The sequence below is a fragment of the Intrasporangium sp. genome (assembly GCF_036566125.1).
Lineage (GTDB): Bacteria > Actinomycetota > Actinomycetes > Actinomycetales > Dermatophilaceae > Intrasporangium.
Genome location: NZ_DATCWX010000239.1, coordinates 19,125 through 31,829, shown reverse-complemented (window position 1 = coordinate 31,829; position 12,705 = coordinate 19,125). Strand labels below are relative to the sequence as shown.

The 12,705-nt window shown below is 70.5% G+C and carries 14 protein-coding genes; 9 read left to right on the top strand and 5 right to left on the bottom strand.

Features of this window, described 5'->3' with window-relative positions; translation table 11 throughout:
* The 5 genes from VIR15_RS14695 to VIR15_RS14675 form a co-directional block, all read left to right on the top strand.
* Positions 1-506: N-acetylmuramic acid 6-phosphate etherase (locus tag VIR15_RS14695; protein ID WP_331928957.1), on the top strand; the 506-nt coding region annotated here is incomplete at its 5' end.
* Positions 503-1,792: an extracellular solute-binding protein gene (locus tag VIR15_RS14690; protein ID WP_331928955.1), complete on the top strand. Its 1,290-nt coding sequence runs from the start codon at positions 503-505 to the stop codon at positions 1,790-1,792. The genes VIR15_RS14695 and VIR15_RS14690, both read left to right, overlap by 4 nt.
* Positions 1,789-2,688: a carbohydrate ABC transporter permease gene (locus VIR15_RS14685; RefSeq protein WP_331928952.1), complete on the top strand. Its 900-nt coding sequence runs from the start codon at positions 1,789-1,791 to the stop codon at positions 2,686-2,688. Before VIR15_RS14690 ends, VIR15_RS14685 begins: the two co-directional genes overlap by 4 nt.
* Positions 2,685-3,578, top strand: a complete 894-nt coding sequence (locus tag VIR15_RS14680; protein WP_331928949.1) for a carbohydrate ABC transporter permease — start codon at positions 2,685-2,687, stop codon at positions 3,576-3,578. The genes VIR15_RS14685 and VIR15_RS14680 overlap by 4 nt, the downstream gene beginning before the upstream one ends.
* Positions 3,575-4,492, top strand: a complete 918-nt coding sequence (locus VIR15_RS14675) for an N-acetylglucosamine kinase (RefSeq protein ID WP_331928947.1) — start codon at positions 3,575-3,577, stop codon at positions 4,490-4,492. Before VIR15_RS14680 ends, VIR15_RS14675 begins: the two co-directional genes overlap by 4 nt.
* A 4-nt stretch (positions 4,493-4,496) precedes the next feature.
* Here VIR15_RS14675 and VIR15_RS14670 read toward each other — a convergent pair whose 3' ends face one another.
* Positions 4,497-5,516: a sensor histidine kinase gene (locus VIR15_RS14670; RefSeq protein ID WP_331928944.1), complete on the bottom strand. Its 1,020-nt coding sequence runs from the start codon at positions 5,514-5,516 to the stop codon at positions 4,497-4,499.
* The gene (locus tag VIR15_RS14665) at positions 5,506-6,240 is read right to left on the bottom strand and encodes a response regulator transcription factor (RefSeq protein ID WP_331928942.1); all 735 of its coding nucleotides are present in this window, start codon (positions 6,238-6,240) and stop codon (positions 5,506-5,508) included. The genes VIR15_RS14670 and VIR15_RS14665 overlap by 11 nt, the downstream gene beginning before the upstream one ends.
* A gap of 171 nt (positions 6,241-6,411) precedes the next feature.
* Here VIR15_RS14665 and VIR15_RS14660 point away from each other — a divergent pair, with 171 nt between their 5' ends.
* Positions 6,412-6,870, top strand: coding sequence for a hypothetical protein (locus tag VIR15_RS14660; protein ID WP_331928940.1), 459 nt, complete (start codon positions 6,412-6,414; stop codon positions 6,868-6,870).
* A 44-nt stretch (positions 6,871-6,914) separates the two neighbouring features.
* Here the strand turns inward: VIR15_RS14660 and VIR15_RS14655 are convergent, their stop codons facing one another.
* Entirely contained in the window at positions 6,915-8,006 is a 1,092-nt protein-coding gene (locus VIR15_RS14655) for a helix-turn-helix transcriptional regulator (RefSeq protein ID WP_331928938.1), read from the bottom strand.
* Positions 8,007-8,106: 100 nt separating this feature from the next.
* Here VIR15_RS14655 and VIR15_RS14650 point away from each other — a divergent pair, with 100 nt between their 5' ends.
* Positions 8,107-8,658, top strand: coding sequence for a nuclear transport factor 2 family protein (locus VIR15_RS14650; protein WP_331928935.1), 552 nt, complete (start codon positions 8,107-8,109; stop codon positions 8,656-8,658).
* Positions 8,659-8,756: 98 nt separating this feature from the next.
* Here the strand turns inward: VIR15_RS14650 and VIR15_RS14645 are convergent, their stop codons facing one another.
* Positions 8,757-10,025: an NAD(P)/FAD-dependent oxidoreductase gene (locus VIR15_RS14645; protein ID WP_331928933.1), complete on the bottom strand. Its 1,269-nt coding sequence runs from the start codon at positions 10,023-10,025 to the stop codon at positions 8,757-8,759.
* Positions 10,026-10,131: 106 nt separating this feature from the next.
* Between VIR15_RS14645 and VIR15_RS14640 the strand changes: the two genes are divergently transcribed.
* Together VIR15_RS14640 and VIR15_RS14635 are read left to right on the top strand one after the other, a co-directional pair.
* The gene (locus VIR15_RS14640; protein ID WP_331928930.1) at positions 10,132-11,715 is read left to right on the top strand and encodes a PucR family transcriptional regulator; all 1,584 of its coding nucleotides are present in this window, start codon (positions 10,132-10,134) and stop codon (positions 11,713-11,715) included.
* 37 nt (positions 11,716-11,752) lie between these two features.
* Complete coding sequence (locus VIR15_RS14635) at positions 11,753-12,241, top strand: GNAT family N-acetyltransferase (RefSeq protein ID WP_331928928.1); 489 nt, start codon at positions 11,753-11,755, stop codon at positions 12,239-12,241.
* Positions 12,242-12,257: 16 nt separating this feature from the next.
* Here the strand turns inward: VIR15_RS14635 and VIR15_RS14630 are convergent, their stop codons facing one another.
* Complete coding sequence (locus tag VIR15_RS14630) at positions 12,258-12,698, bottom strand: VOC family protein (protein ID WP_331928925.1); 441 nt, start codon at positions 12,696-12,698, stop codon at positions 12,258-12,260.
* Between the last annotated feature and the right edge of the window lie 7 nt (positions 12,699-12,705).

Genomic DNA, 12,705 nt, shown 5'->3' with positions numbered 1-12,705 from the left:
GCGGTGCGCTCGAGCGGGCCCGCGAGCGCGGCGCCACCACGGCGCTCGTCACTGCGAACCCGCGAGCCGAGCTCGCGGCCCACGCCGACCACCTCCTCGCCGCCGACACCGGTCCGGAGGCACTGACCGGGTCGACCCGGCTCAAGGCCGGCACCGCGCAGAAGCTGATCCTCAACGCCTTCTCGACCGCGGTGATGATCCGTCTCGGGCGCACGTGGTCCAATCTCATGGTCGACGTCGTGGCGACCAACGCCAAGCTGAGGGGCCGGGTCGTGCGCATCCTCCAGGAGGCCACCGGCGCCTCCGAGGCGGAGTCCCGTGCGGCTCTCGACCGGTCGCACGGCGAGCTCAAGCCCGCACTCCTGTCGATGCTCGCGGGCATCGACCCCGACACGGCCCGAGCGGCCATCGACGCCCACGAGGGCTCCATCGCCCGCGCGCTCGCCTCCCTCCGCAGCCCCATCCCCGAACAGAACGACCCACCGTTGACAGGAGATCCCGCATGACCCGCACCGGCAGGACCATCGTCGCTCTCGCCATCCTCACCGCAGCCCTCACCGTCACCGCCTGCTCCCCCTCGTCCAGCTCCGACGACTCCCCGGGCACCGGCGACGACGTCACGCTGACCGTGTGGTCGTGGCGCGTGGAGGACCAGGCTGCCTACGACAAGATCTTCGACGCCTATGAGGCCACGCACCCGGGCGTCACGGTCGAGTTCAAGCCGTTCAAGGCGACGGAGTACAACAAGATCCTCGCGACGGGCCTGGCCGGCTCCGACGGTCCTGACGTGCCCCAGGTGCGCTCCTACGGCCAGCTCCAGGCCACCGTCGCCTCGGGCGCGCTCGTGCCCCTCGACGGCAAGGTCGACCTCAGCGGCTGGGATGAGAACGTCGTCGAGAGCGCCAAGGGCAAGGAGGACGGCAAGGTCTACTCCGTCCCGCTCGCCACGCAGACCGTGCAGATGTTCTACAACCAGGGCCTGTTCGAGAAGAACGGCATCGCCGCGCCCACGACGTGGGAGCAGTTCATCGCGGCGAACGACAAGCTCCTGGCGGCCGGGGTGACGCCGATCGCCGTCGGTGCGAAAGATGACTGGACCCTGCCGATCGTTCACGAGGTGCTTGCCGCGCCCCGCTTCGGCGGCAAGGCCTTCCGCGACGCGGTCACCTCGGGCAGCGCCTCATTCACCGACCCCAACTGGGTCGCGTCGGTCCAGGTCCTCAAGGATGTCGAGAAGTACCTTCCGAAGAACCCCACCGGTGTCGCCGTCACCGACGCCCAGACACTCTTCTCCGCCGAGAAGGCCGCCATGATCCCGGGCGGGTCGTTCGACCTCGCTGTCCTCCAGAAGGCGAACCCGGCGGTGAAGATCGGCGTCTTCCAGGTGCCACCCGCACCCGGCTCGCCGAGCGGCTCCGAGGCGACGACGGCAGGCTGGGCCGACGGCAACTTCGCCGTCTCCGCCAAGTCGAAGCACCCGAACGAGGCCACCGAGCTCGTCAAGTGGATGTCGACCAAGGAGTTCGGCCAGAAGGTGGCCGACGAGGTGAAGCAGCTCTCTGCCGTGCCCGGCGTCGAGTACTCCGACCCGCTCCTCAAGCAGATGGCCGACAACTACGCCAACGCGGGCTCGCCCTACCTGCTCCTCACCGACTTCCGCTACGGCTCGCCGTCCGGCACCGAGCTGCTCGGCAAGGGCATCCAGGAGCTGCTCCTCGGCTCGAAGGATGCAGCGACGGTCAGCGCGGACCTCGACACCGGCGTCAAGACGTGGTTCACGCCCGTGGCATGAGGCGACGCACCGGCCTGCTCTTCGCCACCCCGGCACTGCTGCTCTTCGCGGTCTTCGTGCTCTACCCGATGGTGACGGCGTTCTCCTACGCCTTCTTCCACTGGCAGGGCACGACCCGCGGAGAGTTCGCGGGGACGGCCAACTTCGAGACGCTCTTCACGCGAGCGCCGTTCACGACGGACCTTCCGAGGGCGCTGCTGCACAACGTCCTCTTCTTCGCCGGGACGATGCTGTTCCAGAACACCATCGGCCTGAGCATCGCGGCGCTGCTGCACGCCCGGCACCGCAGCAGACGGCTGCTCCAGACGCTCTACGCCATGCCGTACCTCGTCAGCCCGATCGTCATCGGCTACCTCTGGACCCTCCTGCTGTCACCGACGTTCGGTCCGGTCAACACCCTGCTCACGAGCATCGGGCTCGAGGAGTGGGCACTGCCATGGCTCGGTGATCCGACGACCGCGCTGTGGGTCGTCATCCTCGTCAGCGTCTGGCAGTGGATCGGCTTTCCCGTGCTCCTCTACGGGGCGGCCCTTGGAGGGGTGCCGGAGGAGCTCACCGAGGCGGCCCGCGTCGACGGGGCAAGCCATCGGCAGACCTTCTTCCGGATCACGCTGCCTCTCCTGATACCGGCCATCGGCACCGTCACGGTGCTGACGTTCATCTTCGCGATGGAGGCCTTCGCGCTGCCCTACGCCTTTGGCGGCTCGACCGGAAACCCCGCCGGCGCAACAGACTTCGTCTCCTTGCTGTTCTACCGGACCGCGTTCGACTCCGGCGCGACCGACGCGATCGGCAGCTCGTCGGCCCTCGCAACCCTGCTCTTCGTCATTATCTTCGGCGGCGCCTTCGCGGCAACCGCTGTCCTGCGCCGGCACGAGCGGAGGATCACCGCATGACCACGCTCCTGGCACCGACCCGGCCCCCGACGGCCGTTACGTCCGCGCCGCCACCCCCCTCGCGGCGCCAGCAGCGAGCCGTCGGTGGGATCGGTGCGAGCGTCCTGCTCTGGACCTATGCCGCGTTCGCCCTCGTGCCGCTGCTGCTCATGGTCTCGAGCTCGTTCCGGAGCAACGCGGACCTGATCACCGACCCGCTCGGCGCGCCTTGGCCGCTGTCGATCGCGGCCTACGAACAGGCGTGGACCGTAGGAAATTTCGCGACCTACTTCGCCAACTCGCTCATGGTGACGGTCGGCGCCGTGACGCTGTCGACCGCCGTCGCGACCATGGCCGCCTACGCCCTGGCCCGCGCTCGCTCGCGTCTCTTCCGTTGGCTCGAGTTCCTCTTCCTCTCCGGCCTCATGCTGCCCATCCACCTGGCGATCCTGCCGATCTTCTTCCTCTTCGACGGCATGGGCCTGATCGACTCACGGCTCGGGCTCGCCCTGATGTATGCCGCCTCCGGCGTCCCCTTCTCGATCTTCGTCCTCACCACGTTCTTCCGGCAGCTGCCCGAGGAGCTCGAGGAGGCCGCCGCCCTCGATGGGGCGTCCTCGTGGCAGACCTTCTGGCGGATCATGGTCCCCCTGGTGCGTCCGGCCCTGGCAACCGTTGCCGTCTTCCGCTTCGTGCCGATCTGGAACGACTTCCTCTTCCCGCTGGTGCTGCTGCGCCGGGAGGAGAAGTACACCCTCCCCGTCGGCCTGACGACCTTCTTCGGCGAGCACGCGGCCGACTACTCCGCGATCTTCGCCGGCCTCGTCATCACGACGGTCCCGCTCATCGTCCTCTTCCTCCTCGCGACCAAGCAGATCGTGGCCGGCTTGACGGCCGGCATGGCGAAGTGATCGTCGCCGTCGACGTCGGGGGCTCCGGCCTTCGCCTTCAGTCGTATGCCGCTGGGCTCGGTCCCGTGCGCACCGCACCGGGGGCGCGGGTCGGGTCCACCGGCATCGATGTCCCGTCGCTCGTGGCCGATGCCGGTCGGCTGCTCGACGCCGAGGGACACCCGGAGGCGCCGGAGGTCGTCGTGTGGTCGATGCGCGGGCTGCTCTTCCTCGCGGACCGCGCCGAGGTCCTGGCGCAGGTCCGTGAGGGACTCGGCGGACGCCGCACGGTCGTCGTCAGCGACGCCGTGGCCAGCCTCGTCGGAGCGGTCAGCGGCCTGCGACCCGGCGCGGTGGTTGCGGCGGGGACCGGTGCCGTCGCCTTCGGCACGGACTTCGAGAGGCACTGGAAGCGCGTCGACGGGTGGGGTCACGTGCTCGGCGACCGCGGCTCCGCAGCGTGGGTGGGTCTGCAGGGCCTTCAGGCCGGGCTCGGCGCGCACGACGGGACGTCCGGCGGTTCCCGGGCCCTCCTCGAGGCCGGGATCGACCGGTTCGGGCCCGTTGCCGGCTGGCCGCGCCTGGTTATGACATCAGCGGATGCCCCGGAGCTGCTGGCCGGTTTCGCCCGCGATGTCACCGGGCTGGCCCACGTCGACCCGGTCGCCTCGGGGATCTGCGGCCAGGCCGGTCGCCACCTCGCGTCCTCGCTGCTCGCCGCGGCGGACGAACTCGACGCGCCGGTCCTCGCCGCCACGGGTGGGCTGCTCGAGGCCGCACCGATCCGGTCCGCCCTGGACGCGCGGCTCTCCGCAGCGGGGCGACAGCGACAGCAGGCAGCCGGCGGCGCGCTCGACGGCGCCATGGAGCTGGCCCGGCACCTGCTCGACACGGGGCACCTGCCCGAGCACCCGGCATACGTGCTCGTCGACTGACGCGTCAGCCGGCCGGAAGGCCCACCTCGAAACGGCACCCGGCCCCGGCGTTGTGCACAGACACGGAGCCACCGTGGGCCTCGACGATCCCGCGCACGATGGCGAGCCCCAGGCCGGCACCTTCTGAACCCCGCGGCGTGCGGGCAGCGGTGCCCCGGAAGGCAGGCTCGAACAGGCGCGGGAGGAGCTCCTCGGGGATGCCCCCGCAGCCGTCCTGGACCGAGACCACCCGCCGCCCGTCACGCTCCCCCACGGACACCTCTACGGCGCCGCCGGCAGGTGTGTGCCGCAGGGCGTTCGAGACGAGGTTCTCCACCACTCGGGTCAGCTCACGGGCATCGACCGACGCGACGACGGGACCCTCTGTCGTTCCGGTCAGCGCCACGCCGCAGGCGGCGGCCACAGGCTGTACCGAGGCGACGACGTCCGAGACGAGATCACTCAGGCTCACCGACTGCCGGTGCCGGGCGACGTTTCCCGCGTGGATCCGCGACAGGTCGAGCAGGTCGTCGACCATGCCGCTCATCCGGCCGACCTCCCGACGCAGCCGCGCGAAGGCCTCGGCTGGATCGCCGGCCACACCGTCCTCGAGGGCCTCGGCCAGGGCACCGATGCCGGCCAACGGCGTTCGGAGGTCGTGCGAGAGCCAGGCAACGAGCTCACGGCGACGCTCCTCCACCTCGAGCTCTCGTCTCCGCGCCGACTCCGCCTCGACGAGCGTCCTGCCCAGGTCCTGGACGTGCCGAGCGATGATCCAGCCCGTCACGAGGGCGACCGGGAAGGCAGCCAGCAGGCCGAGCAGCACGAGGCGCGAGTCGTGCTCGGACAGCAGCATGGCTCGGGCACTCGCGTAGATCCCGGCCGCGACCGCGAGCACCACGATGACGGGCGCGGCGAGCGCTGCCCGCGCCACGGCCCGCACGGAGGGCCGGCGTGTGGAAAGCAGTACGAGGAAGGCGCCCGCGCCCCCGACCAGCGTCGCCACGCCCGCCGACACCAGCACGGCCTGGAGTTCAGCCCCCATGCGGCTCGCCGTTCGAACGCGTTGCCGGGTCCCACCGGTAGCCAACGCCGAAGACCGTGACGAGCCGGCAGGGTCGGCCGGGATCAGCCTCGACTTTCTCCCGGACGCGTCGGACGTGCACCGTCACCGTCGACTCGTCGCCGAACTCCCAGCCCCAGACCGCAGACATCAGCTCGGCGCGCGTGAAGACCTGGCCGGGATGGGCGATGAGCCAACTCAGCAGGTCGAACTCCCTTGTCGTCAGGGTGAGTTCAGCTCCATCAAGACGAACGCGGTGACCGACACGGTCGACCACGAGGTCTCCGTCGACGAGCTCCGGTGGAACGGTGGGGGCCCCGTGGGCCTGCGCGACCGCAGCATGCTCGACCCGACGCAGCAGCGACTGGACGCGCAGCACGAGCTCGCGTGGGCTGAATGGCTTGGTCACGTAGTCGTCGGCACCGATCTGCAGGCCGAGGACCCGGTCGGGCTCCTCCCCGCGGGCGGTGACCATGATGACCGGCAGCCCGGGATGGACGCCGCGCAGTTGCCGGCACACCTCGAGCCCATCCGGTCCGGGGAGCATGAGGTCGAGGAGGACGACATCGGGTCGGTGATCCCTCGCCACGGCCAGTCCGGCGACGCCGTCGCCCACGACATCGACGTCCATGCCGGCGCGCTGGAGATAGGCGGCCACGACTCCGGCGACCGTCGAGTCGTCGTCGATCACGAGCACCCGAGGCACGACCTCAGGATAGGGCTGGGCCGGCCGGCGAGATCCTCTTCGAGCGCCCTTCGCCGGCCACGTCAGGACCTCGTAAGGATCGGGTAACGCCGCGATCATGGAGTCCGCGACAGTGCCGCCGTTGAATCGAAGGGCCCAGCCAACCGGCTGGCTCAACGGAGGTGAAATCGAATGCACATCAAGCGAATCCTCAGCACGACGGCTGCCTTCGCGGCCGCTGCAGGTGTCGCGATCGGCGCTGCCGGCCAGGCGAGCGCCGGCGTCAGCGGTCCCGCGTTCTACGTCGACCACGTCCTCTATCGCACGGTGGCCACCCCGACCGACCTCTCCGGCACCGGCGCACCGGACCAGAGCTTCGACGCCATCTACGACTTCGGCGGGGTCCAGCGCAGCGTCGCCGAGAGCGCCCCCGGCTACCGCGACTTCAACGGCGGCCGGTGGCAGGTCCACGCGGTCTCACTGCCCAACGGCTACGACGCGGCACTCACCTCGGGAGACCTCGACCACGATGGCGTGCTCGACGCCCTCGACGAGGTCATGGCCGCCATCAGCGCCGGCGATGCGGTGGACAACGGCGTCGTCAAGTCGTTTGTCTGCACGGTCAACAAGGTGCCGGCAAGCCAGTCCTGAGTCCGCCTGCGGGACAAACACATCCATGCCGTATGCCGCTGAGCTCAGTCCCCGTCCACGGGGCCGTTGGGTGCGTGGCTGGCCACGAGGCTGTCGCCGCTGAGCGCGGCCACCAGCTCTCTCCGACTCCTCACGCCGGTCTTGGCGAAGACGGACTTGAGGTGGTCCTGGATGGTGTACTGCGAGATGGACAGTCGCCTGATGATGGCGGACGTGTCCAGTCCGCCCACCAGGAGGGTGACCAGCTGCCGCTCCCGTCGGGTGAGACCGTGCGCACGCGAAAGGACGTCGAGGGTCTCCTTCGGTGTCGCAGACCGCAGGGTGACGGCGATGTCGCCGTCGGTGCCCATCAGGGGTGCCGCCTCGATCCTGATCCACGTGCCGGCCGTCGCGGGGACCAGGGTCCGGGCGCGCTCCCCGGCACCTTCGCGCGCCAGCGTTGCGACCGGGTACAGCGGTGCGGGGAGCATCCCCCAGCTCGCGAACAGCTGTGCAGCCGGGAGGAGTTCCAGCCATCGGCGCGCTGGTTCCGTCTGACTCAGCAGGCGCAGGTCCCGGTTCAGCACCAGCGTGCCCGAGGGGGGCGCCTCGACCTCGCGCGGTTCCCGGGACTGCGCGAGGTCGCGTCGGAGGGGGAGGGCCAGCGTTGCCGCGATGTCCGCCAGCAGCGTGAGGTCGTCGTCCGCTATCGGGCCGTCCGAGGAATCCCGATGCGCCTCGAACCATCCCCAACAGCCGTACACGTCGCGGCAGGCCAGGATCGCTGTGTCACCGATGCCGACGGGCCGCAGCACCTCGTCCCACCGGGCTGACCGCGCAAGGTCGCCGTGGGTGTCCGTGCTCAGGCTTCCCACCGGCGGGGAGCGACGGGCGATGGCGTCCTTGGTCGTGAAGTCCCGCCCCCCGAACTCCAGCTCCAGCGCGCGAGGCAACCCGGGACCATAGTCGTGATCGGCGATCCCGACGCCGGGGACCAGCGTCTCCGGATCGCCGAGCGGCCAACACCAGCGGTCGAACCCGATGACCGACCGCAGTTCGAGGACAGCCTGTTGCTGGAAGGTGTCGACGCGGTCATTCGAGCGACTCAGCTGCTCCAGCCGCTCCCGGCAACGATCACGCTGGCGCGTCGTCGACATCTTTTCATGGTAGGTGGCATCCCACCTTTCTGGGATTGCACCAGCGAACACCGCGCCTCACCGTGAAGAAGTCGAAGCCGTGCGGGGAGAGGGGCCGGCCATGGAATCGCTGAATCGCACCGACCGCAGTCGGACGAGGTTCCGGATCTTCCAGCTCGCGATGGGGTTTGCGCTCCTGTGCGCCCTCGGCCTCACCCAGGCCTGTTCCGGCTCCCAGCCCGACGCGGCGGATTCTGTGGCCGACTCCACGCGCGAGGCAGCAGCCACCGCCAGCACGCTGCAGCAGATCGAGCGTCAACGCCTGGCCGCGTTGGTCGACGCCGACATGGCGGTCATCCAGCGACTCCACGCGGAGGACTTCGAGTTGGTTCCTCCACCAGGCGTGCCGCTCAGCCGGGCCGACTACGTGGACCTCGTCAGGACCGGAGGCCTCGACTACCAAGCGTTCGAGCCCATCTCGGACATCAACGTTCGCGTGCACGGGACGGCCGCGACGCTTTGGTACTCGTCAAGGATCGATGTCGTCGCTGCCGGCCAGGGGCACCTCGTCCACGAGGCCTGGCTCCTCGTTCTCTACGAGAAGCGCGCCGGGCAGTGGCAGGTGGTGCGGGAGCAGGCGACGGCAGTCGGGGGATTCCCACCGGCCGGTTGAACAACCCATGCCGTATGCCGCTGAGCCCGTCCCAGCGCCACGTTGACTCCCAGCCCTCCCGCCCGGGCACGAACCTCGGGCGGGTGGTGGGTGTCGGATCAGCGCAGCGGGTTGAACGGACGCAGCTCCGTGGGGGTCTTGCCGGTCACCATCTGTTCGGCGAGCAGACGACCCGTCACGGGGCCGAGGGTGATGCCCCACATGCCGTGCCCGCCCGCGACGAAGACGCGCGGTGAGCCGGTCGCACCGATGAGGGGAAGGCCGTCGACGGTGCACGGACGGGAGCCGACCCACTCGTCCTGGCGGTGGTCGAGGTCCGCACCCTTGAGGAGGGGGCGGGCGCTCTCGACGATCGCCTTGATCCGGCGCCGGTCGAGGGCGGCCTCGGGCTGCCGGAACTCCATCATGCCTGCGACGCGGAGCCGGTCACCGACCGGCGTGCAGGCGACGCGTGCGGCGGGGAAGTACATCGGGCCGTTCGGCAGGTCCTCGACCTCCACGGAGAACGAGTAGCCACGACCGGCCTGGACGACCTTCTTCACACCGAACTGGCGGGCGAGCTGGCCCAGCCAGGCGCCGGTGGCGATGACGAGCTGGTCGTACTCCTCGGCCGCGCCGGTCTCGGTCTCGACGACGACGCCACGCCCGGTGTCCCGCACGCCGGTGACGGCGCCGCCGATGAGCATCTTGCCGCCGCGCGCGATCACAGCGTCACCAAGGGCGGCGACGTAGGCGCCGGGGTCGATGAAACGCTGGCCGTGGAGCACGATCGCTGCGCCGATGGCGTCGGAGAGGGCCGGCTCGATCGCCCTGGCCTCGTCACCCGTGAGCACGTCGAAGGTGATGTCGCCGCCCTGGGCGTGGATGTGCTCGATCTCCTCGAGCAGAGTCGTGCGCTCCTCGGCCGTGCGGTACGCGGCCGTGAAGGACTTCGCCTCGAACGTGTCGGCGTCGACCCCGCCCGCCTTGAGCAGGTCGAAGCTCGCGAGTGACAGGTCGTTGATCGGCACGAGCGAGCCCATCGCCTTCTTCCACGCCTTCATCGTGGAGTGGCGGGTGAACCCGGCGACGAACTTGAGGAAGTTCGCGTTCGCACTGGGCGGCACGTAGACGGGCGAGCTCGGGCTGAGGACGGCCCGGAGACCGTACTTGAGGACGGCCGGCTCGGGCAGCGGAGTCGCGATGCCGGGTGTGAGCCAGCCGGCGTTGCCCCACGAGGAGCCGGCGGCAACCCCGTCCCGCTCGATGACGGTGACCTCGACGCCGCGCTCCTGCAGGAACCAGGCCGTGGCGAGGCCGACCATCCCGGCGCCGACGACGGCGACACGCTCAGGGACGGGAAGACCAGAGGGAGTGACGGAAGCCATATAACCAATGGTTCTGCACATCGACGGCGGACCCATGGTGTCTGCGCTACAAAGATGTGCCTGCCCGTTGTTGCAGGAGCACGAATCCGCCGTCAATCATGGAGCCATGCCCCATCCCAAGGCAACCAGTCCACGCGGTCTCTCGCTCCGCGACGTCGTCGGCGCGCTCGGCGGCGGCCTGCTCCGCGTCGCCGTGGAGGCTCCCGGCCCCGAGGTCGATGACATCACGCTCGCCGAGCCCCGCGCTGGGGTCTTCGGCCAGACGGGCGACCTGCTGCTCGGTGTGGGCATCGAGTCCCCCGAGGCAGCCATCGAGCTGATCGAGGAGGCCCAGCGGGTCGGGAGCGGCGGTGTCGTCGTCCGGCGCACCCTGGCCCGTCGCAGAGACGTCCGCGGAGCGGCGCATCGGCTCGGCGTGCCCCTCGTCGAGCTCGCCGACCATGCTTCCTGGGCCCACGTCGTGTGGCTGCTCCGGGGCGTCCTGGACCGCGCCGCGACCGGAGCCGCAGCGCGGAGCGACGGCCCTGTCCACGACGACCTGTTCGCGCTGGCCGATGCCTGTGCCGCCCTCGTCGAGGCGCCGGTCACCATCGAGGACACCCAGTCGCGCGTCCTCGCCTACTCGTCCCGCCAGGACGTCGCGGACCCGGTTCGGCTGTCCACGATCGTCGGCCGGAAGGTTCCCGACGCGATCCTGACGAGCTTGCGCGGCCGGGGGGTGTTCCGGCGCCTGGCTCGCTCGAGCGATCCCTTCTTCGTCCCCGCCGACGGCGAGCTGCGGGCCCGGCTCGTCATTCCCGTCCGGGCCGCGGACGAGTGGTTGGGCTCCATTTGGGCAGTCGTCGACGAGCCACCTCCGGCCGAGACGATCCGGTCGCTGGCGCAGACGGCGTCTGTCGTGGCGCTGCACCTGCTGCGGCTGCGTTCGCAGACGGACCTGGCCCGGCGGGTCGCTGCTGACCGGTTGCGCGACCTGCTCTCGGGCAGTGTGGCCGAGGCCGAGGTGTGGCTGCCAGAGCCCCCTTGGCGTGTCGTCGCGCTGGGCGGTGATCCCGACCTCGACCCGGAGAGCCAGCTGCTGGCGTGGGAGTCCGCGTGTCGCCGGCTGCTGTGGCGTCAACCCCTGCTTGCACTCCTCGACGACGTGGTCATGGTCCTCGTGCGCGACCCGGGCTGGGACGAGAGCCAGGAGTCCCGAGCGGCCCCGGGCACCTGGGACTGGCTGCGCGCCGCCGTCGACGAGCTCGTGCAGACCCGCCCCGAGGTTCGTGCCTCGGCGGGCAGCGCCGTGCGCCATCTGCCTCAGCTGGCCCGTTCCCGTCAGGAGGCACTGGAGGTGCATCGCCTCGCCCTCGCCGGCCGACTGCGGGAGCGCGTCGTGTCGGTGGACGACGCCTGGGCGGAGGTGACGTGCGAGAGGGCAGTGAGCGGCATACGGAATGCTCGGTCTGCCGGCCCCGTGGGCGACCTGCACGCCCACGACGAGGAACACGGCACGGCGTATGCGGCCACGGTGGCGGCCTGGCTCGACCACCCCGGGGACCCACGGACGGCCGCGACATCGCTCCACGTCCACCCGAACACGCTCCGCTACCGGATGCAGAAGCTGCCCGAGATCGTCGACCTCGACCTCACCGACCCGGTGACGCGCCTCGCGACCCGCCTCGAGCTGCGGGCCCTCGGCCACTGACTCCCCGGGCGCTGGCCCCGGCGCTACCGTGGGTGCCGTGCGGATCATCCGGCTGACGGCCGCCCATGCCGACGACGTCATCCGCATCTACCAGCTGGGTATCGAGGGCCGGCTGGCGACGTTCGAGACCGAGGCCCCGACCTGGGCCGAGTTCGACGCGTCGCGGTTGCCCGGGCACCGGTTCGTCGCGGTGGACGACCACGGCGCGGTGCTCGGCTGGGTCGCGGTGACGGCCGTGTCCTCTCGCCAGGCCTATGCGGGCGTCGTCGAGCACTCTGTCTATGTCGACCCGCGACTACGCGGACGCGGCGTGGGGCGCGCCCTGCTCGACGCCGTGATCGCCTCGACCGAGGCAGCCGGCATCTGGACGATCCAGTCCGGCATCTTCCCCGAGAACGTCGCAAGCCTGGCGCTGCACCGCCGCGTCGGGTTCCGCGAAGTGGGGGTCCGGCGGCGGGTCGCCCAGCTGGACGGTGCGTGGCGCGACGTCGTCCTCGTCGAGCGGCGCTCTCCCATCGTCGAGTGACGCGCGTCGATCGGCTTCACGCGTCACCGAGGTGGACGGTGCCGTCGGGGTCGACCCGGAAGTTCGGGTTCCAGACGAGGTCCCAGCGGAAGCCGTCCGGGTCGGCCACGCATGCACTCATCCCACCCCACTCCCGCTGAGCCGGCTCGGTGACCGTGGTGGCCCCGGCCGCCAGTGCAGCGGCATACAGCTCGCGCACCCGGTCGGGGCCGTCGACGTTGTGGCCGAGCGAGACAGGCGGGGCAGCGGATCCGTGGCCCACGTCGCCGTACTCGGTCGGCATCTGCTCCACGTCCCACAGGGCGAGCAGCTGGCCACGGGCGCACTGGACGAAGGCGATGTCCCCCGGGATCTCGAGGACCTGACGGAAGCCGAGCCCGTCGACGTAGAAGCGGCGCGACCGCTCGACGTCACGTACTCCCAGGGTGATGGCGGTGATGTCTGGTGTGGAGGTCATGCGCCGA